24 protein-coding genes and 1 pseudogene are annotated in these 25,786 nt (G+C 73.2%); 18 read left to right on the forward strand and 7 right to left on the reverse strand.

Annotation, left to right across the window (positions count from 1 at the left end; all coding sequences use genetic code 11):
* The 12 genes and pseudogenes from infB to dacB all read left to right on the forward strand — a co-directional run.
* Positions 1 to 1,873 (forward strand): translation initiation factor IF-2 (infB, locus tag ABD811_RS07000; protein ID WP_344942601.1); only part of this gene is annotated, 1,873 nt, incomplete at its 5' end.
* 297 nt (positions 1,874 to 2,170) lie between these two features.
* A complete protein-coding gene (locus ABD811_RS07005; RefSeq protein ID WP_344942604.1) occupies positions 2,171 to 2,479 on the forward strand; it encodes a DUF503 domain-containing protein in 309 nt (102 codons plus the stop codon).
* A 97-nt stretch (positions 2,480 to 2,576) separates the two neighbouring features.
* Positions 2,577 to 3,059: a 30S ribosome-binding factor RbfA gene (gene rbfA, locus ABD811_RS07010; protein WP_344942607.1), complete on the forward strand. Its 483-nt coding sequence runs from the start codon at positions 2,577 to 2,579 to the stop codon at positions 3,057 to 3,059.
* Positions 3,052 to 4,467, forward strand: coding sequence for a DHH family phosphoesterase (locus ABD811_RS07015; protein WP_344942610.1), 1,416 nt, complete (start codon positions 3,052 to 3,054; stop codon positions 4,465 to 4,467). Before rbfA ends, ABD811_RS07015 begins: the two co-directional genes overlap by 8 nt.
* Positions 4,464 to 5,348 (forward strand): tRNA pseudouridine(55) synthase TruB, encoded by an 885-nt coding sequence (gene truB, locus ABD811_RS07020; RefSeq protein ID WP_344942612.1) that lies wholly within the window; start codon positions 4,464 to 4,466, stop codon positions 5,346 to 5,348. Before ABD811_RS07015 ends, truB begins: the two co-directional genes overlap by 4 nt.
* A 162-nt stretch (positions 5,349 to 5,510) precedes the next feature.
* The gene (locus ABD811_RS07025) at positions 5,511 to 6,470 is read left to right on the forward strand and encodes a bifunctional riboflavin kinase/FAD synthetase (RefSeq protein ID WP_344942616.1); all 960 of its coding nucleotides are present in this window, start codon (positions 5,511 to 5,513) and stop codon (positions 6,468 to 6,470) included.
* Positions 6,471 to 6,727: 257 nt separating this feature from the next.
* Complete coding sequence (gene rpsO / locus ABD811_RS07030; RefSeq protein ID WP_344942619.1) at positions 6,728 to 6,997, forward strand: 30S ribosomal protein S15; 270 nt, start codon at positions 6,728 to 6,730, stop codon at positions 6,995 to 6,997.
* A 319-nt stretch (positions 6,998 to 7,316) separates the two neighbouring features.
* Complete coding sequence (locus ABD811_RS07035) at positions 7,317 to 9,686, forward strand: polyribonucleotide nucleotidyltransferase (protein WP_344942766.1); 2,370 nt, start codon at positions 7,317 to 7,319, stop codon at positions 9,684 to 9,686.
* A 183-nt stretch (positions 9,687 to 9,869) separates the two neighbouring features.
* Entirely contained in the window at positions 9,870 to 11,195 is a 1,326-nt protein-coding gene (locus tag ABD811_RS07040; protein ID WP_344942623.1) for a M16 family metallopeptidase, read from the forward strand.
* 47 nt (positions 11,196 to 11,242) lie between these two features.
* A complete protein-coding gene (gene dapB / locus ABD811_RS07045) occupies positions 11,243 to 11,983 on the forward strand; it encodes a 4-hydroxy-tetrahydrodipicolinate reductase (protein WP_344942626.1) in 741 nt (246 codons plus the stop codon).
* Positions 11,983 to 12,564, forward strand: a complete 582-nt coding sequence (locus ABD811_RS07050) for a transglutaminase-like domain-containing protein (RefSeq protein WP_344942769.1) — start codon at positions 11,983 to 11,985, stop codon at positions 12,562 to 12,564. Before dapB ends, ABD811_RS07050 begins: the two co-directional genes overlap by 1 nt.
* Positions 12,565 to 12,587: 23 nt before the next feature.
* Positions 12,588 to 14,122, forward strand: a pseudogene (dacB, locus tag ABD811_RS07055) (D-alanyl-D-alanine carboxypeptidase/D-alanyl-D-alanine endopeptidase).
* On the opposite strand, the gene modA reads toward dacB, so the two are convergent.
* Entirely contained in the window at positions 14,119 to 14,910 is a 792-nt protein-coding gene (gene modA / locus ABD811_RS07060; protein ID WP_344942629.1) for a molybdate ABC transporter substrate-binding protein, read from the reverse strand. The pseudogene dacB and the gene modA sit on opposite strands and share 4 nt — an antisense overlap.
* 167 nt (positions 14,911 to 15,077) lie before the next feature.
* Here modA and ABD811_RS07065 point away from each other — a divergent pair, with 167 nt between their 5' ends.
* Positions 15,078 to 15,773, forward strand: coding sequence for a uracil-DNA glycosylase (locus ABD811_RS07065; RefSeq protein ID WP_344942632.1), 696 nt, complete (start codon positions 15,078 to 15,080; stop codon positions 15,771 to 15,773).
* A 19-nt stretch (positions 15,774 to 15,792) separates the two neighbouring features.
* Here ABD811_RS07065 and ABD811_RS07070 read toward each other — a convergent pair whose 3' ends face one another.
* The 4 genes from ABD811_RS07070 to ABD811_RS07085 all read right to left on the reverse strand — a co-directional run bounded on the left by ABD811_RS07070 (position 15,793) and on the right by ABD811_RS07085 (position 19,709).
* Positions 15,793 to 16,659, reverse strand: coding sequence for a 1,4-dihydroxy-2-naphthoate polyprenyltransferase (locus ABD811_RS07070; RefSeq protein ID WP_344942635.1), 867 nt, complete (start codon positions 16,657 to 16,659; stop codon positions 15,793 to 15,795).
* Between the two features lie 68 nt (positions 16,660 to 16,727).
* Entirely contained in the window at positions 16,728 to 18,431 is a 1,704-nt protein-coding gene (locus ABD811_RS07075; RefSeq protein WP_344942774.1) for an MFS transporter, read from the reverse strand.
* A gap of 55 nt (positions 18,432 to 18,486) precedes the next feature.
* The gene (locus ABD811_RS07080; RefSeq protein ID WP_344942638.1) at positions 18,487 to 19,044 is read right to left on the reverse strand and encodes a GNAT family N-acetyltransferase; all 558 of its coding nucleotides are present in this window, start codon (positions 19,042 to 19,044) and stop codon (positions 18,487 to 18,489) included.
* A 65-nt stretch (positions 19,045 to 19,109) separates the two neighbouring features.
* Positions 19,110 to 19,709: a CGNR zinc finger domain-containing protein gene (locus tag ABD811_RS07085; protein ID WP_344942641.1), complete on the reverse strand. Its 600-nt coding sequence runs from the start codon at positions 19,707 to 19,709 to the stop codon at positions 19,110 to 19,112.
* Between the two features lie 131 nt (positions 19,710 to 19,840).
* On the opposite strand from ABD811_RS07085, the gene ABD811_RS07090 reads away from it, so the two are divergent.
* Positions 19,841 to 20,197, forward strand: a complete 357-nt coding sequence (locus tag ABD811_RS07090; protein ID WP_344942643.1) for a VOC family protein — start codon at positions 19,841 to 19,843, stop codon at positions 20,195 to 20,197.
* Here ABD811_RS07090 and ABD811_RS07095 read toward each other — a convergent pair.
* A complete protein-coding gene (locus tag ABD811_RS07095) occupies positions 20,194 to 21,603 on the reverse strand; it encodes an aminotransferase-like domain-containing protein (protein WP_344942646.1) in 1,410 nt (469 codons plus the stop codon). The two genes, ABD811_RS07090 and ABD811_RS07095, sit on opposite strands and share 4 nt — an antisense overlap.
* Between ABD811_RS07095 and ABD811_RS07100 the strand changes: the two genes are divergently transcribed.
* Together ABD811_RS07100 and ABD811_RS07105 are read left to right on the forward strand one after the other, a co-directional pair.
* The gene (locus ABD811_RS07100) at positions 21,602 to 22,564 is read left to right on the forward strand and encodes a DMT family transporter (RefSeq protein ID WP_344942649.1); all 963 of its coding nucleotides are present in this window, start codon (positions 21,602 to 21,604) and stop codon (positions 22,562 to 22,564) included. The genes ABD811_RS07095 and ABD811_RS07100 overlap by 2 nt on opposite strands.
* Positions 22,565 to 22,566: 2 nt before the next feature.
* Positions 22,567 to 23,604, forward strand: coding sequence for a hypothetical protein (locus ABD811_RS07105; protein WP_344942651.1), 1,038 nt, complete (start codon positions 22,567 to 22,569; stop codon positions 23,602 to 23,604).
* A 26-nt stretch (positions 23,605 to 23,630) separates the two neighbouring features.
* On the opposite strand, the gene ABD811_RS07110 is transcribed toward ABD811_RS07105, so the two are convergent.
* A complete protein-coding gene (locus ABD811_RS07110; protein ID WP_344942654.1) occupies positions 23,631 to 24,038 on the reverse strand; it encodes a RidA family protein in 408 nt (135 codons plus the stop codon).
* Between the two features lie 352 nt (positions 24,039 to 24,390).
* Here ABD811_RS07110 and ABD811_RS07115 point away from each other — a divergent pair, with 352 nt between their 5' ends.
* On the forward strand, positions 24,391 to 25,416 hold the full coding sequence (locus ABD811_RS07115) for a glycoside hydrolase family 18 protein (RefSeq protein WP_344942657.1): 1,026 nt from the start codon (positions 24,391 to 24,393) through the stop codon (positions 25,414 to 25,416).
* Positions 25,417 to 25,546: 130 nt separating this feature from the next.
* Positions 25,547 to 25,750, forward strand: a complete 204-nt coding sequence (locus tag ABD811_RS07120; protein ID WP_344942659.1) for a hypothetical protein — start codon at positions 25,547 to 25,549, stop codon at positions 25,748 to 25,750.
* The last annotated feature ends 36 nt before the right edge of the window (positions 25,751 to 25,786 follow it).

Here is a 25,786-nt window from a genome sequence, read left to right on the forward strand (position 1 = left end):
CAAGTCCAAGCGGCAGCGGCGCCAGGAGTTCGTCGACAGCATGCAGGCGCCGGCGATCGGCGGCGTGCAGGCCCCGCGGGGCGGCGGCAGGACGATCCGCCTGCCGCAGGGCGCGTCGCTGACCGACTTCGCCGAGAAGATCGGTGCCAACCCGGCCTCGCTGGTGCAGATCATGCTGCACCTGGGCAAGATGGTCACCGCGACCCAGTCGGTCAACGAGGACGACCTCAAGCTGCTGGGCATCGAGCTGGACTTCGACGTCCAGATCGTCAGCCCGGAGGACGAGGACCGCGAGCTGCTGGAGTCGTTCGACATCGAGTTCGGCGAGGACGAGGGCGGCGAGGACAACCTGCGCCCGCGTCCGCCGGTCGTGACCGTCATGGGTCACGTCGACCACGGTAAGACCAAGCTGCTGGACGCCATCCGGCACGCCAACGTCCAGGCGGGCGAGGCCGGCGGCATCACCCAGCACATCGGCGCCTACCAGGTCGAGACCGAGGTCGACGGCGAAGAGCGCAAGATCACCTTCATCGACACCCCGGGTCACGAGGCCTTCACCGCCATGCGTGCCCGCGGCGCCGACACCACCGACCTGGTGGTGCTGGTGGTCGCCGCCGACGACGGCGTCAAGCCGCAGACCACCGAGGCGATCGACCACGCCACCGCGGCGGGGGTGCCGATCGTGGTCGCGGTCAACAAGGTCGACGTCGAGGGCGCCGACCCGCAGCGGGTGCGCGCCCAGCTGACCGAGTACGGCCTGGTCGCCGAGGAGTTCGGCGGGCAGACCCTGTTCGTGGACGTGTCGGCCAAGCAGCGCACCAACATCGACGGGCTGCTCGAGGCGATCATCCTGACCGCCGACGCCGAGCTCGACCTGAAGGCGAACCCGGACATGCCCGCCCAGGGGTCGGCCATCGAGGCCCACCTCGACCGCGGCCGGGGCGCCGTGGCGACCGTGCTGGTGCAGCGCGGCACGCTGAAGGTCGGCGACTCGATCGTCTGCGGCGTGGCGCACGGCCGCGTGCGGGCGATGCTCGACGAGAACGGCAAGAACGTCGAGGAGGCGCCGCCGTCGCGTCCGGTGCAGGTGCTCGGCCTGACCGCCGTGCCCAGCGCGGGCGACAGCTTCCTGGTCGTCGACGACGACCGGGTCGCCCGGCAGATCGCCGACAAGCGCGAGGCGCGCAAGCGCAACGCCGAGCTGATGCGCACCCGCCGCAGCATGTCCCTGGAGGACTTCATCAAGCAGGGCGAGCGGCAGGAACTGCTGCTCATCCTCAAGGGCGACGTGTCCGGCTCGGTGGAGGCCCTGGAGGACTCGCTGCTGAAGATCGACGTCGGCGAGGAGGTCACCCTGCGGGTGATCCGCCGCGGTGTCGGCGCGATCACGCAGGACGACGTCAACCTGTCGCTGGCCTCCGACGGCGCGGTGATCATCGGCTTCAACGTGCGGGCCGAGCGCAACGCGCAGGAGATCGCCGACCGCGAGGGCGTGGACATCCGCTACTACTCGGTCATCTACCAGGCGATCGAGGAGGTCGAGGCGGCCCTCAAGGGCATGCTGAAGCCGGAGTTCGAGGAGGTCCAGCTCGGCACCGCGGAGATCCGCGAGATCTTCAAGGTGCCGCGGATCGGCAACGTGGCCGGTTCGATGGTCACCTCGGGGGTCATCCAGCGCAACGCCAAGGCGCGGCTGGTCCGCGACGGCGTCGTGGTGGCCGACAACCTCACCGTGTCGTCGCTGCGCCGGTTCAAGGAGGACGCGACCGAGGTCCGCGAGGGCTTCGAGTGCGGTATCGGCGTCGGCTACAACGACATCAAGCTCGGTGACGTCATCGAGTGCTTCGAGATGCGCGAGAAGCCGCGCGACTGACACTCGCGACCGAACCGACCGAACCGAGTCGCGCGAGCGAGGACGGGCCGCGGGCCGTGGCGACACGGCCCGCGGTCCTGTTCCCGAAAACCGCGTGACAGGACGCCGGGTGGATCTTCTACCCTTGCGTCATGACGGCCGCCGGGCCCCCGACCGGCAGCCGGGCCGCGTCGCCGTGACCGGTCCGGCACCGCCCGCGGGGAGGGCGCCGTCGCCCCCGGCCCGCTCCGGACGCGGCGTTCCCGCGGGGCGGCCTCCACACCCCGCACGCGCGCGGGGTCATATCGACTACCCGAGGTGACCGACCAGGTGTACGTGGGTGCGCTGACGCTGGATCTGCTGCTGGGCGACGTGCGTTCGCTGAAACAGAAGCGGTCGGTCGTGCGTCCGATCATCGCCGAGGTGAACCGGCGGTTCCCCGCGGTGGCCGTCGCCGAGACCGGCGCGCTCGATCTGCACCGGCGGGCGGAGATCGCGGTGGCGGTGGTGTCGGCCACGGCGGGCAACTGCTCGCAGGTGCTGGACGACTGCGAACGGCTCGTCGCGGGCCGTCCGGAGATCGAGCTGCTGTCGGCCAGACGGCGGCTGTTCAACGACGAAGACTGAGCGGGGGCGCGGGGGCGCGGTGCCGAGCCCCGCGGGCCGGGCGCGAGATCCCCGCGTCGCCCCGGCCCTGCCAGGACCATAGAAAAGGAGTGCGACCATGGCGGACGCAGCCCGGGCGCGCAAGCTCGCCGACCGCATCCAGCAGATCGTCGCCGAGATGCTGGAGCGGCGGATCAAGGACCCTCGGCTCGGCTTCGTGACCGTGACCGACACCCGCGTCACGGGCGATCTGCGCGACGCCACGGTCTACTACACCGTCTACGGCTCGGAGGGCGAGCGCAAGGAGACCGCCGCGGCGCTGGAGAGCGCCAAGGGCGTGATCCGGTCGGAGGTCGGCCGCAAGACCGGCATCCGGCACACGCCGAGCATCACCTTCGTCCCGGACGCCGTGATCGAGAACGCCGCGCACATCGACGACCTGCTCGCCAAGGCCCGCGCCAAGGACGCCGAGGTGGCCCAGGCCGCCCGGTCGGCCACACCGGCGGGGGATGCCAACCCCTACCGCACGGGTGAGGCCGATGAGGAGCCCGACGGCACAGACGGCGGGGACGGCGCGGCGGGACACTCGTCAGATGACTGAACCGGAGGGGCGCGCGAGGCGCTCGGCCCTACTCGGTGCGACCCCGCCGCACCTTCGCTGGGGCCCGCAGAGCCGGCCCGGGGAGACGACCGCGCAGGCCTCCCAGCCCGCGACGCCGCCCGAGCCCGGTCTGCCCGCCATGCCGTGGGAGGGCTGGATCGCCGCCGCGCGGGGCGGTGCCGGTCTGCCCGAGGGCGCCGAGACCTGGTCCGAGGTCGAGGCCCTGGGGCCGTGGGAGGGGCCGTACGCCGAGGTGATCCGGTGCGCCGCCGGGCGCCGGTGCGGCCCCGGGGCCGAGCGCCGCGCCGCCGCGCCGTGCGCGCGGTCGGGCGGCGGTGAACCCGGTCGCGGCGAGTCCGGCCGCGGCGACGCGCCGGCCCGCTGGTCCGGCCCCGACTGGGACCGCGCGGTCGAGCTGATCGGCAAGGCCGACGAGATCTGCCTGGCCTGCCATGTGACCCCCGACGGGGACGCGCTGGGCTCCATGCTGGCGCTGGCCCTGGCGCTGCGGTCCCTGGGCAAGCAGGTGCTGGCCTCGTTCGGCGAGCCGTTCACCGTCCCGTCGAGCCTGCGGTTCCTGCCCGGCCAGGACCTGCTGGTCGAGCCGTGGCGGATGCCCGCCGCCCCGCAGCTGATGATCGCGCTGGACACCGCGGCGGTGGACCGGCTGGGGTCGCTGGCGTCGCGGGCGCGTACCGCCGCGACGCTGATCGTCCTGGACCACCACGCGGCCGGCGGCGGGTTCGGCCCCTGCGGGCACGAGCAGGTCCGGCTGGTCGACCCGGACGCGGCGGCCACCGCGATGCTGGTGGACGAGCTGATCCGCCTGCTGCGCGTCCCGCTCACCCGCGACATCGCCCTCGGCCTGTACGCGGGCCTGGCCAGCGACACCGGATCGTTCCGGTACCGGTGCACCACGCCCGCCGTGCACGCGATGGCGGCGCGGCTGCTGGAGGCGGGGGTGCGTCCCGACGAGGTGAGCCGCGAGCTGTGGGACCGCGCGTCGTTCGGCTACCTGCAGGTGCTGGCGGGCGCCCTGGGCCGGGCCCGGCTCGACCGCGACGCCGCTGGCGGCCTGGGCCTGCTGTGGACGGCGATCAGCCGGGCCGACCGCGCCGACCGCGGCGTCCCCTACGACCAGCTCGAAGGCGTCATCGACCAGCTTCGGCGGGCCGACGACGCCGAGGTCGCGGTGGTGTGCAAGCAGACCGACGAGGGCGACTGGTACGTCTCCACCCGGTCCCGGGGCCGGGTCGACGTGGGCGGCGCCTGCGGCGAGCTCGGCGGGGGCGGGCACCGCACCGCCGCGGCGTTCACCGCCACGGGCGAGCCCGCCGACACCATCGACCGGCTGCGCGCCGTGCTGCGCGGCCCCGGCGACCAGCGGACCCACGGGGGAGCAGGGTGAGCACCGGCGCACAGATCTCAGGGCTGGTCGTCGTCGACAAGCCCGCCGACTGGACCAGCCACGACGTGGTCGGCCGCATGCGGCGGCTGGCCGGCACCCGGCGGGTCGGGCACGCCGGCACCCTCGACCCGATGGCCACCGGCGTGCTGGTGGTCGGCGTGGGCGCGGCGACCCGGCTGCTGGGGCATCTGGCGCTGACGGAGAAGGGCTACGACGCCACGATCCGGCTCGGCCAGTCCACCAACACCGACGACGCCGAGGGCGAGATCACCGCCGTCGCGTCGGCCGCGGACGTGACCGACGAGGCGCTGCGCGCCGGGGTCGCGGCGCTGACCGGGCCGATCAGCCAGGTGCCGCCGCAGGTCAGCGCGATCAAGGTGGACGGGAAACGCGCCTACAAGATGGCCCGCGAGGGCAAGGAGGTGGCGCTGGCGGCCCGTCCGGTGACGGTGCACGCGTTCACCGTCACCGGCGTGCGCCGCCACGGTGACCTGGTGGACGTGGACGCGTCCATCACCTGCTCGTCCGGCACCTACATCCGGGCGCTGGCCCGCGATCTGGGCGCCGCGCTCGGCTGCGGCGGCCACCTGACCGCGCTGCGCCGCACCCGCGTCGGCCCCTACGACCTGGCCATGGCCCGCACGCTGGACCAGCTCGCCGAGAAGCTGGAGATCCTGCCGATGGCCGAGGCGGTGGCGGCCGCGTTCCCGCGCCGCGAGGTGTCGGCCGACGAGGCGCGCAAGGTCATGCACGGCGGGCGGCTGCCCGCGGCGGGCCTGGGGCCGGGGCCGGTCGGGGTGTTCGCGCCCGACGGGACGCTGCTGGCGCTGATGGAGGAGCAGGGCAGGGTGGCCAAGCCGCTGGCCGTCTTCGTCCCGTAGCGGGTCGCCCGGCCATTGTTGCCCCCGAGTAAACTCTTCGCGGTCCGGCGGGTGTCGTCGTCGTGAGGCGGCCCCCTCGGTCGTGTGGCGGGGCCGCGCATGGCAGTCTGTGATGCGACAGGAAAGACCGGGCAGGCAGGTTCCGACGCAGGGGAGTGCATGGTGCGGCGCTGGCATGGCCTCGACGAGGTTCCCGCCGACTGGGGCAGGTCGGTCGTCACCATCGGCGTGTTCGACGGCGTCCACCGCGGGCACCAGCGGATCGTCGGCCGGGCCGCCGAGCTGGCCCGCGCGCGCGGCCTGCGGTCGGTGGTGATCACCTTCGATCCGCATCCCGACGAGGTCGTCCGGCCGGGCACCCATCCGCCGCTGCTGGCGACCACCGGGCGCCGCATCGGACTGCTGGAGGGCCTCGGCACCGACGCGGTGGTCGTGGTGCCGTTCACGCTGGAGCTGTCGAAGGTGCCGCCGGACGAGTTCGTCCAGTCGGTGCTGGTCGACCGGCTGCACGCGGCGCACGTGATCGTCGGCGAGGACTTCCGGTTCGGCCACCGGGCCAAGGGCGACGTGGCGCTGCTGCAGGAGCTGGGCGAGAAGTACGACTTCACCGCCGAGGGCATGCCGCTGGTGGCCAACGGCGACACGATCTCCTCCAGCTACATCCGCTCCCGGCTGGACGCGGGCGACGTCGAGAGCGCCGCGCACGCGCTGGGCCGCCCGCACCGCGTGGAGGGCGTGGTGGTGCGCGGGCACATGCGGGGACGCGCGCTGGGGTTCCCCACCGCCAACCTGGAGACGCTGCCGCACACCGCGATCCCCCGCGACGGCGTCTACGCCGGGTGGCTGGTGTGCGACTCCGACCGCTACCCGGGCTTCCGCTGGCCCGCCGCGATCTCCATCGGCACCAACCCCACGTTCGAGGGCACCGGCGAGCGCACCGTCGAGGCGTACGCGCTCGACCGCGACGACCTGGACCTGTACGGCGAGCACATGGCCGTGGACTTCCAGGCCCGCCTGCGCGACACGCTGAAGTTCGACTCGGTCGAGTCGCTGATCGAGCAGATGCACCGGGACGTGGAGCGCACCCGCGAGATCACCGCCACCGCCCCGGACGCGAGTTAGGCCGGAGGGCGGCACCGGCCGGGACGCCGGCACGGGTCACGCGGCCCGCACGGGGCGAAGCCGGACGATCACCGTCCGTCGGGGACGGCGACCGGTGCACAAGCCGGGCATGGTACGGTGAAGAGTCGCCGGAACCATACCGGCCGGTGGGCTGCACCCTCATGCGGCTCGCCCCCTTATTCCTGAACGCATCATGCGGACCCGAGCGCCCGCCAGGGTGCGGGATCTGCGGATGACGATCTCATTGAAGGAGCCACGTGCCGCTCGACACCGCTACCAAGCAGAAGATCATCGCCGAGTACGCGACCGCTGAGGGTGACACCGGATCCCCGGAGGTCCAGGTCGCGCTGCTGACCAGGCGGATCAACGATCTGACCGAGCACCTCAAGGAGCACAAGCACGACCACCACAGCCGCCGCGGCCTGCTGCTGCTGGTCGGCCAGCGTCGCCGGCTCCTGAAGTACCTGCAGAACAAGGACATCAACCGCTACCGGCGGCTGATCGAGCGTCTCGGTCTGCGCCGCTAGGACGGTGGGGGGAGCGGCTCGCTCGGGGCCGCTCCCTCCGACTTTTTCCGCCCGGCGGGAGTGAAACCGCCTCCGGCCGGATAACTGAACACAGAAAGAGCCTCGCGGACATCCCCCTGGTGCGGGCCGGTCCTCGGTAGTGGCTCCCGGATCATGCCTCCGCCGGAGACGGGTGGGGGACGCACGACTACGTGGGACGATCCGGGCGCTTCGATCGAAGACCGGCACAGCGCGACATCCACGGGAACCGGGCCGCGAGGGCGCACGAGAAACCAAGGAGATTCCCGTGACCGAGATTCCCGTGAGCCAGGGCGCGCGCATGGAAGGGGCGCACAGCTCCCAGGCCGTGATCGACAACGGACCGCTCGGCATCCGCGTCGTCCGGTTCGAGACCGGCCGGCTGGCCCGCCAGGCCGCCGGCTCGGCCGTCGCCTACCTCGACGACGAGACGATGGTGCTGTCGGCGACCACCGCGTCCAAGAAGCCCAAGGAGAACCTGGACTTCTTCCCGCTGACGGTGGACGTCGAGGAGCGGATGTACGCCGCCGGGCGCATCCCCGGCTCGTTCTTCCGCCGTGAGGGCCGGCCGTCCGAGGACGCCATCCTCACCTGCCGGCTGATCGACCGGCCGCTGCGCCCGTCGTTCGTCAAGGGGCTGCGCAACGAGATCCAGGTCGTGGCGACGATCCTGTCGCTGCACCCCGACCACCTGTACGACGTGGTGGCGATCAACGCCGCGTCGCTGTCCACCCAACTGGCCGGGCTGCCGTTCTCGGGCCCGATCGGCGGCGTGCGCGTCGCGCTGATCGACGGCCGCTGGGTCGGCTTCCCCACCCACCCCGAGCTGGAGCGGGCCACCTTCGACATGGTGGTCGCCGGCCGGGTGCTGGAGGACGGCGACGTCGCGATCATGATGGTGGAGGCCGAGTCCACCCGCGACACCCTGGCCCTGGTGGCCGACGGCGCCGTGGCCCCCACCGAGGAGACGGTGGCCGAGGGCCTGGAGGCCGCCAAGCCGTTCATCGCCGCCCTGTGCAAGGCGCAGGCCGAGCTGGCCGCCAAGGCCGCCAAGCCGACCGCCGAGTACCCGCTGTTCCCCGACTACCAGGACGACGTGCTGGAGGCGGTCAACGCCACCGCGGCCGCCGAGCTGACCGAGGCGCTGACGATCGCCGACAAGCAGACCCGCGAGAACCGCCTGGACGAGATCAAGGCGTCCGCGCTGGAGAAGCTGGCCGCCGACTTCGAGGGCCGGGAGAAGGAGATCCCCGCGGCGTTCCGCGCCCTGACCAAGCGGCTGGTGCGCGAGCGCATCATCCGCGACGGGGTGCGCATCGACGGCCGCGGCGTCAAGGACATCCGCAGCCTGGCGGCCGAGGCGCACGTGATCCCGCGGGTGCACGGCTCGGCGCTGTTCGAGCGCGGCGAGACCCAGATCCTGGGTGTGACGACGCTGAACATGCTGCGCATGGAGCAGACGATCGACACGCTCAACCCCGATCGCACCAAGCGCTACATGCACCACTACAACTTCCCGCCGTACTCCACCGGTGAGACCGGCCGGGTCGGCTCGCCCAAGCGCCGCGAGATCGGGCACGGCGCGCTGGCCGAGCGGGCGCTGATCCCGGTGCTGCCGAGCCGCGAGGAGTTCCCCTACGCGATCCGGCAGGTGTCGGAGGCGGTCGGCTCCAACGGCTCCACCTCGATGGGCTCGGTGTGCGCGTCCACCATGTCGCTGCTGGACGCGGGCGTGCCGCTCAAGGCGATGGTGGCCGGCATCGCGATGGGCCTGATCCACGAGGGCGGCGAGTACGTCACGCTGACCGACATCCTCGGCGCCGAGGACGCCTTCGGCGACATGGACTTCAAGGTCGCCGGCACCCGTGACGTGATCACGGCGCTGCAGCTGGACACCAAGCTGGACGGCATCCCCGCCCAGGTGCTGGCCGCGGCGCTGCGTCAGGCCCGGGGCGCGCGGCTGGCGATCCTGGACGTGATGGCCGAGGCGATCGAGGCGCCCGCGGAGATGAGCCCGAACGCGCCGCGGATCATCACCATCAAGGTTCCGGTCGACAAGATCGGCGAGGTGATCGGCCCCAAGGGCAAGATGATCAACTCGATCCAGGACGACACCGGCGCCGACATCACCATCGAGGACGACGGGACGATCTACGTCGGCGCCACCGACGGCCCGTCCGCCGAGGCCGCGCGGCAGGCGATCAACGCGATCGCCAACCCGCACATGCCCGAGGTGGGCGAGCGGTACCTGGGCACGGTCGTCAAGACCACGGCGTTCGGCGCGTTCGTGTCGCTGCTGCCCGGCAAGGACGGCCTGCTGCACGTCTCGCAGATCCGCAAGCTGCACGGCGGCGCCCGGATCGAGAACGTCGAGGACGTCATCAAGGTCGGCGAGAAGATCCAGGTCGAGGTGACCGAGATCGACCAGCGCGGCAAGCTGTCGCTGGTGCCGGTGGACGTCGTCGAGCGCGAGACCGCCGAGCGCGAGCAGGCCGCGGCCGGTTCCGACGCCGGCGACGACGACGGTGACGGCGAGGTCGCCGTGGCCGAGACCGCCGAGCCGACCGAGGACGGCGGCGCCTCCGAGTCCGAGGGCGGCGAGCGCCGGCGTCCGCGCCGTCGCCGCACCCGCCGCAGCGGAGGCGACGACGCGGCCCAGCGCAACACCTGACCGTATGGGGGGCGACCCCCATACCCCCGTCAGTCGGTCAGGCGGTCCGCGCTCCGCTGGAGCCTCGCTGCGGTCGCCTGACCTCCCGACCGGCCTCCCCCTACTCTTGGGGTGGCCGGTCGGCCTGTTTCGACCCGGCGCGAGGCGCCGGATCGTCCGCCCCCGAGTGAATGCGAGCGACACGTGACCCTGGCGGCGAGGGCGCAGGAGCCCGGAACGACCCAGACCATCCACCCCGGCACCGACGGTTCCGGCCCGGTCAAGCGGACGGTGCTGCCCGGCGGGCTGCGCGTGGTGACCGAGTCGATGCCGACGGTGCGTTCGGCGGCGTTCGGCATCTGGGCGGGCGTCGGCTCCCGAGACGAGGCCCCCGCCGACGCGGGCGCCAGCCACTACCTGGAGCACGTGCTGTTCAAGGGCACCGCGCGCCGGTCCGCGCTGGAGATCTCCGCCGCGGTCGAAGCGGTCGGCGGCGACCTGAACGCCTTCACGTCCAAGGAGTACACCTGCTACTACGCGCGGGTGCTGGACTCCGACCTGCCGCTGGCCGCCGACGTGGTGTGCGACATGGTGGCGTCCTCGCTGAACCGGCCCGAGGACGTCGAGGCCGAGCGCGGCGTGATCCTCGAAGAGATCCACATGCGCGACGACGACCCCGGCGACCTGATCCACGACGAGTTCGCCGCCGCGCTGTACGGGGACGAGCCGCTGGGCCGTCCCATCCTGGGCACGGTCGAGTCGATCAACGCGCTGACCCGGGACCGCATCCACGGCTACTACCGCGAGCGCTACGTCCTGCCGAACCTGGTCGTGGCGGTGGCGGGCCGGGTCGACCACGACGAGGTCGTCCGGCTGGTGCGGGAGGCCTACGCCGACCGGCTGGCCGGCGACGAGCTGCCCAACCCGCCCCGGCTGGGCGGCGAGCCCGTCTCGGTGTCCCCGTCCGTCCGCGTGCTGGACAAGGACACCGAGCAGGCCCATCTGGTGCTCGGCGGCGTCGGCGTCGCCCGCGGCGACGACCGCCGGTTCGCGCTCGGGGTGCTGAACGCGGCGCTGGGCGGCGGGATGTCGTCGCGGCTGTTCCAGGAGGTCCGGGAGAAGCGCGGCCTGGCGTACTCGGTCTATAGCTACACCTCCCAGTACGCCGACAGCGGCGTCTTCGGCGTGTACGCGGGCTGCCAGCCCGGCAAGGTCGACGAGGTGTTGTCCATCTGCCGGGACGAGGTGGCGTCCGTGGCCGAGCGCGGGTTGACCGAAGAGGAGCTGGCGCGCGGCAAGGGGCAGCTGCGCGGCGGCATGGTGCTGGGCCTGGAGGACACCGGCTCGCGGATGAGCCGCATCGCCAAGAGCGAGCTGGTGTACGAGTCGCTGCTGGCCGTCGACGAGGTGCTGGCCCGCATCGACGCCGTCACCCTGGACGACGTGCGCGCGGTGGCCCGCGACGTGCTGGCCGGGCCGCAGGCCCTCACCGTCATCGGCCCGTTCGGCGACCGCGACTTCACCCTCTGACCTGCGGCTGGGATAGGCTCGGTCACCGGTCCGAACAGGAGGAGAACGTGATCAAAGTCGGGGTGCTGGGCGCGCGCGGACGCATGGGCGCCGAGGTGTGCCGGGCCGTGGAGGGCGCGGACGACATGGAGCTGGTGGCCGCCGTCGACCAGGACGACGTGCGCGACCCGCTCGCCGCCGCCGACGTCGCGGTCGACTTCACCCATCCCGACGCGGTCATGGACAACGTGCGGTGGTGCGTCGAGCACGGCCTGCACGTGGTGGTGGGCACCACCGGCTTCGACGCGTCCCGGCTGGACACCGTGCGGTCCTGGCTGACGGCGCACGGCAAGGGCAACGTGCTCATCGCCCCCAACTTCGGCATCGGCGCCGTGCTGATGATGCACTTCGCGCAGAAGGCCGCCCCGTTCTTCGAGTCCGTCGAGATCATCGAGCTGCACCATCCGAACAAGGCGGACGCGCCGAGCGGCACCGCGCACCGCACCGCCGAGCTGGTCGCGGCGGCGCGCGGCGAGGCGGGTACGGGTCCCTCGCCGGACGCCACCACCGCCGAGCTCAAGGGCGCGCGGGGCGCCGACGTGGACGGGGTGCGGGTGCACGCCGTCCGCCTGTCCGGCCTGATCGCCCACCAGGAGGTGCTGCTCGGCGGGCACGGCGAGGTCCTCACCGTCCGGCACGACTCGATGAACCGCGAGTCGTTCATGCCGGGCGTGCTGCTGGGCGTGCGTTCGGTCGCCGGGCTGCCCGACCGGCTCACCGTGGGCATCGAGTCGCTGCTCGGGCTGTGATGCGCTTCGCGGGGGAGCCCTGGGACTACCTCGCCGAGGACGAGGCGATCGACCACGAGCATCCGGTGGTGCAGCGGGTCGCCTCCGAGCTGCGCACCGGCGACGACGTCGCCTACGCGCGGGGCGCGTTCGAGTACGTCCGCGACCGGGTGACCCATTCCCTGGACGCGGGCGACCGACGTGTCACCTGGCGCGCGTCGGACGTGCTGAGCGAGGGCACCGGCCTGTGCTACGCCAAGGCGCACGCGTTCGTGGCGCTGCTGCGGGCGGGCGGCGTCCAGGCGGGGTTGTGCTACCAGCGTCTGCGGGACGGCGACGGCTTCGTCGTGCACGGGCTGGCCGCCGCGCTGATCGACGACCGGTGGGTGCGGCTCGACCCGCGCGGCAACAAGCCGGGCGTCGACGTGCGTTTCTCCGCCATGGAGGACGCGCTGGCCTACCGTCCCGATCCCGCGCTGGGTGAGGAGGACTACCTCACCGTGTACGCCGCGCCGCATCCCGCCGTCCTGGACGTGCTCAGGAGCCACGACGACTGCGTGGCCATGTGCGAGAACGGCCGCCTGCCTTCCACACTGGAGTGACGCTGCGTCGCTAGGCTCTCGCCATGCGTAGCGCGCTGCTCGCCGCCGTGGTGGCGGTCACGACGGCCGTCACCGCCGTCTCCACGCCGGCGGTCCGTGCCGTCGTGGCCGACCCGGACGACCTCCGGGGCGACATCGGCGCCATCCTCGCCGACCCGCGTCTGGCGGGCGCCGGGGTCGGTGTCGTGGTGCGTGACGCGGGAACGGGGCGGACCCTGTACGAGCGGGGCGCCGACACGCCGCTGATGCCCGCGTCCAACCAGAAGCTGCCGACCCTCGCGGCCGCGTTCGGCGTGCTGGGCCCCGGTACCGGTTCCGCACGACCGTCGCGTCCGGGCCCCGGCGCGGTGGGCGGGTGCGCGGCGACCTGTACCTCAAGGGCACCGGCGACCCGACGCTGCGGCCGCGCGACTACCGGCGGCTGGCCGGGGCGGTGGCCAGGGCGGGGATCCGGCGCGTCGAGGGCAGGCTCGTCGCCGACGACACCCACTTCGACGACCGGCGCCTGGGAGGCGACTGGGAGGCCGACGACGAGCAGTACGCCTACGCCGCCCAGGTGTCCGCTCTGACGCTTTCTCCGGATCGGGAACTCCACGCCGGGGCCGTGCGGGTGAACGTCGCCGCGGGCCGTCCGGGCGCGCCCGTCCATGTCGCGTTGTGGCCTTCGACCCGTTACCTCACCGTCGACAACCGGGCCAGGACCGGCGCGCCCGGGACGAGGTCGACGCTGTCCATCACCAGGCCGCGCGGCACCACCACGGTCCGTGTCACCGGGTCGTATCCGGCGGACGGGCCCGTGCGCCGGCAGTTGCGCAGCGTCCACGAACCCACCCTGTACGCGGCGGCCGTCTTCCGCGCCGCGCTCCGCGCCCACGGCGTGCGCGTCGAGGGCGCCACCGTGCGCGGCCGTACGCCCGCCCGCGCCAGGAGGGTGGCCGTCCGCCGCTCCATGCCGTTGAGGAGGCTGGCCGTCCCCTACATGAAGCTCAGCAACAACACCATCGCCGAGATCCTCGTCAAGGCGATGGGCCGTAAGAGGAAGGGCGTCGGGAGCTGGCCCGCGGGCCTGTCGGTGACGCGCCGCCAGCTGGGGCGTCTCGGCGTGGACACCTCGCGTCTGACGTTCGCCGACGGTTCCGGTCTGTCCCGCTCGAACCGGACGACGGCGCGGCAGCTGTCCGAACTGCTGTTGCGGGTGCGCGGCAGGCGCTGGTTCCCCGCCTTCGCCGACGCCCTGCCGGTGGCCGGGCACCCTCACCCGTGGGTGGGCGGCACGCTGGCGTCCCGGATGAGGCACAGCGCCGCCGCGGGCAACGTGCGCGCCAAGACCGGCACCCTCACCGGCGTCACCGCCCTGTCGGGCTATGTCAGGGGGCCCGACGACCGCCGCCTGATCTTCTCCATCGTCCTCAACGGCTACCGTGCCCGGTCCGCGCCCAAGGACATCGAGGACAGGATCGCGATCCGGCTCGCCGGCGGTCCGTCCCTCCGGCGCGCCGCCCGCACGGTCACGCCGCGTGCGGACCTCGAATGCTCCTGGACCGCCGCCGCCTGCTAGGCCTGCGGAGCCTGCGGAGCCTCCGGGAGGACGAAGCCGTACTTGTGGAACAGCGCGCGGGCGGTGGGTGAGGTGAGCCAGGCGACGAAGTCGCCCGCGTCCCGCGCGTGCGCGCTGTCCTTGACCACGGCGGCCGGATAGGTGGCGGTGACGTTCTGCCCGGCGGGGATCGGCACGCTGCTGGTGGCGATGCCCGCCGAGCGCAGGTCGGTGATGTAGACCAGCCCGGCGTCGGCCTCGCCGGTGCGGACCCGGTCCAGCACGGCCCGCACGTTGATCTCCTCGGACGTCCACCGCACGGTCAGGCCCGCGCGGGCCAGCAGCTGACGCGCGTAGCGGCCGGCCGGGACGGACTCCGCGCCGATCGCGATCCGCAGGCCCGGCCGGGTCAGGCTGGACAGGTCGCGGATGCGCCGGGGATTGCCGGGCGCGACCGCGATCGTCATCGAGTTGTGCGCGACGACGCGGCGGGGGCCGGTGAGGTCGGCCTCGGCGTCGTTCATCGTCGTCTCGTCCGCGGTGATCAGCACGTCGCCGGTGCCGCGGTCCTCCAGCCGCGCGGCCATCTCCTGGGAGCCGCCGAAGACGGTCTGCATCCGCACGTCCCGGTGCGTCTGGGTGTAGGCGGTGGTGAGCTCGCCGAGGACCTCGGTGAGCGACGAAGCGGCCAGCACGGTCAGCGTCCTGGGGCCGGACGAGCGGCCGCAGCCCCCCGCGGTCCCCGCGAGACAGAGCAGGACGAGGACGGCGCAGGCGGCCAGGCGCCGTCGACGGGGGGTGTCGGGCATATGGCCTCATCTTAGGGATGGCTATGGTCGCCGCCGGTGATTCGTCCCCGGTGTGTCAGTGCGCGCGGCTAATGTGCGTGCAGACGGAGGCGCCGGACGACGGCGTGCCGGCCCCGCACGCGTCCGCGCGTGCGCGTAACGAAACTTCCCCCCAAACGGAGGCGTGGATGTCGCTCGACCTGATGGAGCTGCTGCCCGACGACTGGCGGCGCCGGCTGGGCCCGTTGCTGGACCCGGAGGCGATGGCCGGGCTGGGCGCCTTCGTGGCGCAGGAGTACGACTCCGGCACCGTGTACCCGCCCCGGGAGGACCTGTTCAACGCGTTCCGGCACTGCCCGTTCGACCAGGCGCGCGTGCTGATCCTCGGACAGGACCCCTACCACGGGCCGGGGCAGGCGCACGGGCTGAGCTTCAGCGTCCGCGAGGGCGTGCGGCTGCCTCCGTCGCTGCGCAACATCTTCAAGGAGCTGGCCGCCGACCTGGACGTGCCGGTCGCCAAGTCCGGCGACCTGACCCCGTGGGCCGACCAGGGCGTCCTGCTGCTCAACGCCGTGCTGACGGTGCGCGAGGGGCAGGCGGGCTCGCACGCGGGCAAGGGCTGGGAGCAGTTCACCGACGCCGCCATCCGCGCGCTGAACGACAAGACCGACCGGGTGGTGTTCGTGCTGTGGGGCGGGTACGCGCGCAAGAAGGCCCCGCTCGTCACGGGCGCGCACCACGTCGTACTCGAGTCGGCGCACCCCAGCCCGCTGAGCGCCAAGAAGTTCTTCGGCACCAAGCCGTTCAGCGCCGTCAACAAGGCCCTCGTCGACGCGGGCCAGCCCGAGATCCGCTGGGAGCTGGCCGCGCCCGAACTGGCCTAGCAGGCCCAGGGGAGGCGGCTCACAGGGCCAGGCCGACGGCGAACAGCGCGCCGAACGCCAGCTGCAGGCGGCCGGTCTGGCCCAGCACGGGGATCAGGGCCGGGCCGGTCGCGCCGCCCATCACGGTCTGCGCGGGCGGCACCGACAGCGGCGCGGCCAGCAGCGCGAGCAGGGCCCACGGGTGCGGGGCGGCCACGGCCAGCACGATGGTGAACGGCAGGGCGGTGCACGCGGCGTACAGGACGCGGGTGCGGCGGTCCCCCAGCAGGACGGCGAGGGTGCGCTTGCCGGACGTGGCGTCGGTGGGGATGTCGCGCAGGTTGTTGACGACCAGCAGCCCGCAGGCCAGCAGCCCGACCGGCACCGCCGCCGCCCACGCCTCCCACGGCAGCGTCTCCGTCTGGACGTACACGGTGCCGACGACGGCGACCAGCCCGAAGAACACGAACACCGACAGCTCGCCGAGCGCCCGGTACCCGTAGGGGTTCGCGCCGCCGGTGTAGAACCAGGCGGCCAGGATCGCGGCGGCGCCGACCAGCAGGATCCACCAGGTGGTCACGGCGGCCAGCACCAGGCCGGCCACGGCGGCGGCGAGGAAGCAGCCGAGGGCGGCCGCCAGCACCTGGCGGGGCGGGGCGACCTTGGAGCCGACCAGCCGCAGCGGCCCGACGCGGGCCTCGTCGGTGCCGCGGATGCCGTCGCTGTAGTCGTTGGAGTAGTTGACGCCGATCTGCAGCAGCAGCGCGACGAACGCCGCGAGCAGGGCCCGCCACCACACGAACCCGTCCTGGTCGATGGCGACCCCCGTGCCGACGGCGACGGGTACGACGGAGGCGGGCAGGGTGCGGGGCCGGGATCCGGCGACCCATTGGGAGAGCGTGGCCACGGTGACCTCTGTTCAGGGACGCTGTTCGGGGACGCTGTTCGGTCGGGGACGCGGTGCGTCGGGACGGGTTACCGCCTAGATTCTGGCCGATCCCGATCACCGCGTGCGCCCGGCCCTCCGCCGGAGCCCGCCGAGCCGGCGGCCGGACGCAGCCGCAGCGTCATCACCATGCCGAGCGCCAGGACGGCGCCCGTCGCCAGCACGGCCCGTTTCGTCGCCACGGCCAGGCTCTCGTCCGCCGCCCGCGCCACGTCGCCCATGCCGGGCGCGTCGTGCAGGTCGCGCGCGTACGTTCCGGCGCTGTGGCGCAGCTCATGCACGATCGCCGCCTGCCGGTCCGCGGTCAGGGGGCCGTCCTGGAGCCGGTCGGCCATGGCGTCGCCGAGGCTGGTGGCGAACACCGCGCCGACGAACGCGATGCCGAGGGCGGCGCCGACCTGCCGGGAGGTGGACTGGGTGCCGGACGCCTGGCCCGCCTGCGCCCTCGGCACGTCCATCAGCGACACGTTGGTGAGCTGCGCGGAGGTCAGGCCGAGCCCGAGCCCGTACAGCAGCATCCACGGCGCCAGGCCGAGGCCGCCGGTTGCGGGGCCGAGGGTGACCGCCAGCGCGACGACGGCGGCGACCTCCAGCGCCATGCCGAGCTGGACGACCCGGTGCGGGCCGCCGCGCTGCGCGAGCCGTCCGGCGGCGCCGCCCGCCAGGAACGCGCCGGCCGCCAGCGGCAGGATCGCCAGGCTGATCTGCAGCGGCGCGCTGCCGTGCGCGCCCAGCAGGAACAGCGGCAGCACGAACAGCAGGCCCAGCTCGCCCACGTTGACCAGGGCCAGGGTCAGGTTCCCGCGCCGGAAGCCGGGGATCTTGAACAGGGTGAGGTCGAGCAGCACCGGGCGGCCCGCGGCGGCCCGCGCGCGTTCCACCAGCACCAGCGCCGACAGCAGCACCGCCGACAGCCCCAGCATGATCGGGATGGGCGACAGCCCGGTCGCGGGCCAGTCGAACGGTCCGGCCGAGAACCCCCGGGTCGCCGTCCACCAGCCGTAGGACTGGCCTTCGATCAGCCCGCACATCAGCGCGCCGAACCCGAGCGCCGACAGCACGCCGCCCGCCCAGTCGATGTCGCGCAGCGCGCCCCGCCGTCCGTCCGCGCGCGCCGGACGCGGCGCGCGGGTCTCCGGCATGAGCAGCAGCGCCCCGGCGGCCAGCGCGGCGCCCAGCGGCAGGTTCACGCCGAACGCCCACCGCCAGCCCGACGCGGACGCCACCGCGCCGCCCACCAGCGGGCCCAGCGCGGCCATGCCGCTGATCAGCGAACCGTAGATCCCGAACGCCACGGCCCGGTCCCGTCCGGTGAACGTCGCGTGCACCGTCGACAGGGTGGCGGGCAGGATCATCGCGGCGCCCACGCCCTGCGCGGCGCGCGCGCCGATCAGCGCCGAGCCGCCCGGCGCCAGCGCGGCGGCCACGCTCGCGACCGTGAACACGCCCACGCCCAGCACGAACAGGCGGCGCCGCCCGAACAGGTCGCCCGCCCGGCCGAAGGGGATCAGCAGCGCGGCGAACACCAGCGCGTACACCGACGTCACCCACTCGGCGTCGGTGCTGGTGAGGCCGAGCCCGGAGATGATCTGCGGGAGCAGGACGCTGACGATCGTGGCGTCCACCACGATCAGCGCGACGCCCAGGCTGATCACGGCCATGCCGAGCCAACGGCGGCGGCCGGTCGCACGGGCCGGCGTCGGCGCGGTCGACGAGGTCAGGGGCATGGACATGGGCACGGCTTCCAACATAAGGGCGGGCCGGAGCGGCCCCGCACCGCCCCCGGTTTTACGGCTCGGGCCGGTCCCGCGGTTCGCGGATGTCGGTGTGCAGGCGGATCTCGCGCACCGGTTCGCCCATGTCCAGGGTGCGGGACGCCCCGTCCGGCGCCCACCCGGCCGAGCCGAGGAACGCGCGCATCGCCTCGTCCGCCTCGAACACCCACGTGATCAACGTCTCGGTGCCGTCGTCGCGCAGCAGGTCGACGGTGGCGGCCAGCAGGCGGCTGCCGTGCCCGGCGCCGGTGTGCGCCGGGTCCACCAGCAGCGTCACCAGTTCGGCGGTGCCCGGGGCGGCGCCCGGATCGTCGGCGGGGCCGTGCGCGGCGAACCCCACGACCAGGTCGGACGCCACCGCCACCAGCACCCGGTGCCGCGGGCTCGGCGGCGCGGTGATCGACTCGGCCCACCGCTCGTGCCAGCGGTCGCGGGCGGCCGGGCTGGTCACCTCGTCCAGCACGGCGGCGGGCAGCAGGTCGCGGTAGAACCGCCGCCAGGCGCGGACCTGGATGTCGGCGACGGCGGCCGCGTCCGGGCGGCGCGCGGGCCGCACGCCCACATCGGCCATGACGTTCCGTCCTCTCCTCGCGCGTACGCGATCACGCTACAGGTCGCGCTCGTCCCGGACGCACGTCATGATCCTTCCGCCTCCGGCGCCGCCTCCGGAGCCGTCTCCGGGGTCGCCGTCTCCGGGGTCGCGGCGCGGCGGCGCGCCCGGTAGGCGCGGGTCTTGGTGCGGTTGCCGCACACGCGCATGGAACACCACGCCCGGGAACGGTTCTTCGACGTGTCCAGGAACGCCCACAGGCACGTGTCCTCCTGGCAGACCTTCAACCGGGGCCAGGTGCCGTCCGCCGTGGACGCCACGACCGCCGCCGCGATCCGCGCCAGCCCGGCCGCCACGCCGGACCCGACCGGTACGAGCACGGGCCGTCCGTCCGTCAGCGAGACCCGCAGCGGCAGCCGCTCCAGCGCCCCCTCCAGCTCCGCGGGCGGCGGGCCGGCGGCGGGGGAGTGGTGGGCGAGCATGGCGGCGCGCAGGCCCTCGCGCAGGGTGACGGCGACGGCGACGTCCTGCCTGGTCGCGCGCGCCGGGCCCGCGACCAGCCCGCGGCCCTCCAGCCAGCGCGCCAGCTCGCCGGGCGTGGTGAAGCGGTCGACGCCGCGTTCGACGTCGAGCGTGTTGACGAAGTCCCGCAGCAGCAGGGCGGGGCCGGATTCCGCGGCTCGCATCTCGGCCATCATCCTCTCCTGCCCTCCGCACCGAGGCTACCAGGGGCGACACCGGTATCCGTGATTGACCGGTTGCGATGCGGGAAGACACCGTCATACGGTGATGACCGGTGTCGACAAAGGAGGCGACCATGGCGCCGACGGTGACCAACGTGGCGATCGACTGCAACGACCCCGACGCCCTGGCGGCGTTCTGGGGAGAGCTGCTGGACATGAAGGTGACGTCCCGCGAGGACGACTGGATCGACCTGGAGTCCCTGGGGCCGAACGGTCCCGTGCTGTCGTTCCAGCGGGTGCCCGAGGGCAAGACGGTCAAGAACCGCGTTCACCTGGACGTGGGGGTGCCCGACATCCACGTCGCCGGCGAACGCGCCCGGCGTCTCGGCGCGTCTCCGGCGGGCGAGCCGCTGGGCAACCCGGCGCGCCCGTTCCAGGTCTGGCACGACCCCGAGGGCAACGAGTTCTGCTTCGTCACCCAGGACGGTTAGCCGGCGGCGTCCGGAGCGGCGTGCAGGGCGGCCGCCAGGCGGCGGACGCCCTCGGCCAGTTCGGCCTCGGACGCGGCCGAGGCGTAGCTGAGCCGCAGGTGGGGGCCGGACGGCTCGGCGGGGAAGAACGGCCGTCCGGCGCTCACCAGCACGCCGCCGCGCAGCGCCGTGTCGGCCAGCTCGACGTCGCTCGTCCCGTCCGGCAGCCGCGCCCACAGGTGGATGCCGCCGGACGGGCGGGTGACCCGGAACTCCGGCAGCTCGCGGCCGAGCGCGGCGAGCAGCGCGTCCCGCCGGGACTTCAGGGCGGTGCGGACGGCGCGCAGGTGACGCGGCCAGCCCGGCGAGCTGACCAGTTCCAGCAGCGTCTCCTGCAGTGGCCGGGCCGGGAAGAAGCCCTCGACGAGCTGGGTGGCGCGGATCCGCTCGGCCACCGGGCCGCGGGCGATCACGGCGCTGACCCGCAGGCTCGGTGCGGTGGCCTTGGTGAGCGAGGCGATGTGCACGACGCGGCCGTCCCCGTCCTGGGTCACCAGCGGCGGCGGGCCCGGCTCGATGCCCAGGTGACGGGCGAAGTCGTCCTCGACCACGAACGCGCCCGCAGCCCGCGCCACCGCCAGCACCTGGGCGCGGCGCTCGGCGGCCAGCACCGCGCCGGTCGGGTTGTGGAAGGTCGGCTGGCAGTACAGCGCGCGGGCGCCGGTCATCGCGAACGCCTCGGCGAGCAGGTCGGGACGCAACCCGTCGGCGTCCACCGGGACCGGCACCGGGTGCAGCCCGCTCGCCCGCGCGACGGCCGTGGCGCCCACGTAGGTCGGCGACTCGACCAGCAGCGGCGCGCCCGGCGGCAGCAGCGCCCGCAGCACCGTGGTGATCGACTGCTGCCCACCCGAGGTGATCAGCACGTCGGCGGGGGTGACGTCGCCGCCGACCGTGCGGGCGAACCAGGCGCGCAGCTCCGGCATCCCGCCCAGCGGCGGCGCCTCCCAGGCGTCCGGACGCCGGGCCGCGCGCGCCGCCGCCGCGGCGATGGCGCGCACCGGCTGCAGCACCGGATGCAGATAGCCGCCGCTGAGCGGCACCACGCCCTCGCGCGGCGGCTCCAGCAGCCACGTCACGCCGCCCGCCTCGATCGAGCGGTCGCCGAGCGCGACCGCCTGCCAGCCGTGGTCGGCGGGTCCGGGCGCCCGGGCGGGACGCTCGGCGACGTAGGTGCCGCTTCCCGGACGGGTCACCACGACGCCCTCGGCGGCCAGCAGCCCGAGGGCCCGCGCCACCGTGACGGGGCTGACCCGGTGCCGTTCGACCAGGACGCGGCTGGACGGCAGGCGGGTGCCGGGCCGCAGCCGCCGTGCCTCGGCACGCAGCGCGTCGGCCAGGGCGACCGCACTGCTATCCTTTTGCATGAGAGGTAAGGATAGCGCTACTGCCCCCGCGTCGATAGCGCAGCGCGGCCTGGGCCTGGCCGGGCTCGGCGTGCTGATCTACTCGTTCACCATCCCGAGCACCGTCTACGCGCTGGAGGGGCTCGACCCCTACCTGATCGGCATCGGCCGCTCCGCCGCGGCCGCCGTGCTCGCCATGCTCGCGCTGGCCGCGGTGCGCGCCCGCCGGCCCCGCCGCGACCAGTTGCCCGGCCTGCTGGCGGTCGGCGGCGGCGTCATCTTCGGCTTCCCGGTGCTGTCCACGCTCGCCCTCGAGCACGGCGCCTCGTCCGCGCACTCGGCCGTCGTGGTCGGCCTGCTGCCCGCCGCCACCGCCGTGGCCGGCGTGCTGCGCGCCGGCGAACGGCCGTCCCCGGCGTTCTGGCTGGCCAGTGGCGCCGGAGCCGCCTGCGTCACGGCGTTCGCGCTCGCCCGGGGCGCCGGCCACCTCACCCCCGCCGACCTCCTGCTGTTCGGCGCGCTGGTCGCCGCCGCGATCGGCTACACCGAGGGCGGCCGCCTGGCCCGCGACATGGCCGGCTGGCGCGTGATCTCCTGGGCCACCGTGATCTGCGCGCCGATCACCTTTCCCGTCACCGCCTACCTGCTGGCCACCACGGACCCCGACTGGACGGCCCACACCGTCACCGGCTTCGGATACGTGGCGCTGTTCTCCGCCTACCTGGGGTTCTTCGCCTGGTACGAGGGCCTGGCCCGGGCCGGGATCGCCCGCGCCAGCCAGGTCCAGCTCGCCCAGCCCGTCCTGACCCTGCTGTGGTCGGGCATCCTCCTCGGCGAGCTGATCGACGGCCTCACCGTGCTGGCCGCGGTCGCCGTCCTGGTCTGCGTGGCCCTCACCCAGCGCACCCGTGTCCGCCCCGGGCACCTTGCGGGACGGAACACCGTCGCGCACGATGAGAGGAGAAGCGTCGCATCGAGGTGACCATGTCCGCGAAACCGCCGGACGGCCTCACCGTCCCCGACGACGGGTTCTGGCCGGCGCCGCGCATCCCGCAGCCGAACATCTACCCGATGCAGTGGCGGGTCGAGACCGCCAAGCTGGCCGCGATCTACGAGAAGTCCAAGCGCACCGTCTGGAACCCGGCCGAGCTGCCGTGGGACGACCTGCGCGCGGACGACTTCACCGCGCGGCAGCGGCTCGGGATCATGTACTGGTTCGCGGTGCTGGCCAACTTCGACGCCTCCGGCCCCGCGGTGTTCGCCCGCGCCACCATCCAGGCGTTCGAGCAGCACGAGGAGGACCCGGTCCGCAAGTGCTTCTTCTCGATCACCCGTGACGAGATGAACCACGAGGAGTGCTGCCAGCGCGCCATCGCCCGGATGTGGCCGGGCGGGCCCCTCGACTGGACGCCGCGCACCGACCTGGAGAGGGCCGCGCACAACAACATCGGCTGGCTGTACTACAATGGCGGCAGGTACTGGCAGGGCTACAACGGCGCCGTGCGCAAGTACCCGCTCGCCGTCCTGTTCACCAGCTTCATGATGGGCGAGATGGCCGCCTCGACGCTGTTCCGCGGCATGTCGTCGGGCACCCGGCACCCCGTCTTCCGGGAGATGTTCCACCGCATCGGCCGCGACGAGTCCCGTCACCTGCAGATCTGCATGACGATCCTGGAGAAGGAGTGGCCCGGCCTGAGCGAGGACGTCAAGGGCCAGATCACCAGGCAGCTGCGCGCCGGCTTCGTCTTCCTCTCCATGATCCTCTGGGAGCCCCCGGAAGGCTTCTGGGACCTGCCGCCGTACTTCCTGGCCAACCACCGCGTGCTGATGGACCACGCCCGCGACGCCGGCCTCGGCATCCTGTCCCACGAGGAGCAGGCGGAGAACTGGAGGCTCGCGATGGCCCGCGTCCGCGCCATCGTCGAACGCTGGGGCATCGAGTTCCCCGCCATCCCCGAACTGGACATCGACGGCATCGACGTCGACGTCATCGACCCCGAGGACATCATCCCCGTGTTCTGAGCGGTCTCTGTTCAGTCAATGGCCGTTCAGTCGATGACCGCGGTGGCCTCCACCTCCACCAGATGCTCGGGGACGTCCAGCGCCGCGACGCCCACCAGCGTGGCCGGCGGCACCGGAGTGCCCCCGAGCTTCGCGGCCGCCCGAGCGATCCCCTCCAGGAACAGGGGCATCTTGTCGGGGGTCCAGTCGACGACGTAGGCGGTCAGTTTGGCCACGTCATCGAAGGAGGCACCGGCCCCGGCCAGGGCGGCACCGACGTTGAGGTAGCACCGCTCGACCTGAGCGGCGAGGTCGCCCTCGCCGACGGTGACGCCGCCGGCGTCCCAGGCGACCTGCCCGGCGATGAACACCAGCTTCGACCCGGTGGCGATCGACACCTGCCGGTAGACGTCGATCTTCGGCAGTCCTTCGGGGTCCACCAGGGTGATGGCCATGTCGCCTCCTCGTCAGAGAGCCGCGGGGCCCTCGCTCTCTCGTGGTTACGGGGGAACTGTAAGAGAGTGACCGCTGACGTGGAAGAACGCACTTTTCAGTGACTGGGGAACCCGATGGTGACCAAGCAGTACACCGGCTCGCCCCCCGAAGCGGACCTGCGGCGCGCGGACTCGCCGCTGAGCGGGACCCGGCCGTGCGTGGCGGCCGCAGCTCTGCGTGATCGTGCGACCGCCCGGCTGCGCTCGAGCCTCGGGTACGCAGCGCCTGCCGCCGTCGGGTCGGCGGGCGGTCGCGTGTTTGTGATGGGGTGGGGCTTTTGTTCTGAGGTTGTCTCTTGGTGAGGGGTGGGCGGTGCGGCGGGTTGTGAAGGTGGCGTTGTGGGGCTGTGCCTACGTGCTGGGCTTGGTGGCCCTGGTGGTCGCAGGGGCGTGGACGTGGTGGCAGCCTGAGCCCAAAGCGCGGGGCACGCTGGTCAACGGGTTGTGGGCGCGGCACCAGTGGGTGGGGGAGCCGCACACCGAACAGGAGTACCGCGACCTGGCGCGGCTGCTGCGGGAGAACCACATCACCGACGTGTTCTTCCACGCCGGGCCGTTCGAGGCCGACGGCACGGTGCCGTCCGCCAAGTACCGCAACGCGGGGGAGCTCATCAAGGCGATGCGGCGGTACGCGCCGGGCGTGCGCGCCCAGGCGTACCTGGGGCAGATCCGCAAGGTGGACGGGCACGGCGTCACCGACCTGGACGACCCGGCCGTGCGCGCACGGGTGCTGGACACCGACCGGATCTTCCTGGACCTGGGCTTCGACGGCATCCACTACGACTTCGAGCCCATCTACCCCGACGACAGCGCGTTCCTGGACCTGCTGGAGCGCACCCGGGAGTTGACCAGGGGCCGCGGCCGGGTGCTGTCGGTGGCGCTGGAGCAGCCCACGCTGGTGGACGCGGCCCAGCCCGTCTACAAGACGTTCATCCCGCGTCACGGCACCGTGCACTACCCGTCGCGCCCGACCGCCGAGTACCTGCGGGCGGTCGCCGACCGGGCCGACCAGGTGGCGATCATGACCTACGACGTGTCGCTGCCGACGAAGTCGCTGGCGGGATGGCATTTCGCCCGCCACACCCGGCGCACCCTGGAGCTGATCGGCGACCGTACGACGGTGTTCATGGGCGTCCCGACGTACCGGCCGCTCATGGACTGGGCCGAGGACCTGTCGGTCGCGCTGCGGGGGGTGCGGCGCGGCCTGGACGAGCTGGAACGTCCGCCGGCGCGGCCCTACGGCGTGGGCGTTTACGCCGAGTGGACGACCGACGCGCGTGAATGGGGCCTTTACCGGGCGAGTTGGCTGCCCGAAACGTCAGGAAACCTTAGCGGCTAGGAAAGGGCCCTTGTCACGTTCCCAAACGCGCGTTCTGCCTGTTCAACCCGGTTGTTGCGGAGCCGGGGGCGTCGGGTAAGCATCGTGCGGAGTGCAAGCCGGACAAAAAGGAAGTGGGGGAACGAGGCCGATGAGACTTCAGCAGACCGCGTGGCGCGACGCCGACCGCATCGGCGAGCTGTCGGCCGAGTTCGCCGGGTGGCGGATCGGCAGGGGCGGGTCCGGGCACTGGTGGGCGGTCCGGGGCAACGAGCTCGTCCGGACCCCGGACGTGGAGGAGTTGCGCTCCCGGTTGCAGCAGCTCAGCGGCGTGCCCGACCAGGAAACCGGATGAAAGTCGGCAAACCCTGCAAATGGCCATGATTTCCCG

The organism is Actinomadura miaoliensis (genome assembly GCF_039536785.1).
Classification (GTDB): Bacteria; Actinomycetota; Actinomycetes; order Streptosporangiales; family Streptosporangiaceae; genus Spirillospora; species Spirillospora miaoliensis.

Coding starts and splice junctions, on each gene's coding strand:
- ABD811_RS07065 (WP_344942632.1), top strand. CDS start 15,078: ATGTCGCTCGACCTGATGGAGCTGCTGCCCGACGACTGGCGGCGCCGG.
- ABD811_RS07035 (WP_344942766.1), top strand. CDS start 7,317: ATGGAAGGGGCGCACAGCTCCCAGGCCGTGATCGACAACGGACCGCTC.
- rbfA (WP_344942607.1), top strand. CDS start 2,577: ATGGCGGACGCAGCCCGGGCGCGCAAGCTCGCCGACCGCATCCAGCAG.
- ABD811_RS07100 (WP_344942649.1), top strand. CDS start 21,602: ATGAGAGGTAAGGATAGCGCTACTGCCCCCGCGTCGATAGCGCAGCGC.
- ABD811_RS07120 (WP_344942659.1), top strand. CDS start 25,547: ATGAGACTTCAGCAGACCGCGTGGCGCGACGCCGACCGCATCGGCGAG.
- ABD811_RS07110 (WP_344942654.1), bottom strand. CDS start 24,038: ATGGCCATCACCCTGGTGGACCCCGAAGGACTGCCGAAGATCGACGTC.
- ABD811_RS07095 (WP_344942646.1), bottom strand. CDS start 21,603: ATGCAAAAGGATAGCAGTGCGGTCGCCCTGGCCGACGCGCTGCGTGCC.
- ABD811_RS07075 (WP_344942774.1), bottom strand. CDS start 18,431: ATGTCCATGCCCCTGACCTCGTCGACCGCGCCGACGCCGGCCCGTGCG.
- ABD811_RS07105 (WP_344942651.1), top strand. CDS start 22,567: ATGTCCGCGAAACCGCCGGACGGCCTCACCGTCCCCGACGACGGGTTC.
- ABD811_RS07080 (WP_344942638.1), bottom strand. CDS start 19,044: ATGGCCGATGTGGGCGTGCGGCCCGCGCGCCGCCCGGACGCGGCCGCC.
- ABD811_RS07085 (WP_344942641.1), bottom strand. CDS start 19,709: ATGCGAGCCGCGGAATCCGGCCCCGCCCTGCTGCTGCGGGACTTCGTC.
- ABD811_RS07090 (WP_344942643.1), top strand. CDS start 19,841: ATGGCGCCGACGGTGACCAACGTGGCGATCGACTGCAACGACCCCGAC.
- ABD811_RS07050 (WP_344942769.1), top strand. CDS start 11,983: ATGCGCTTCGCGGGGGAGCCCTGGGACTACCTCGCCGAGGACGAGGCG.
- modA (WP_344942629.1), bottom strand. CDS start 14,910: ATGCCCGACACCCCCCGTCGACGGCGCCTGGCCGCCTGCGCCGTCCTC.
- ABD811_RS07015 (WP_344942610.1), top strand. CDS start 3,052: ATGACTGAACCGGAGGGGCGCGCGAGGCGCTCGGCCCTACTCGGTGCG.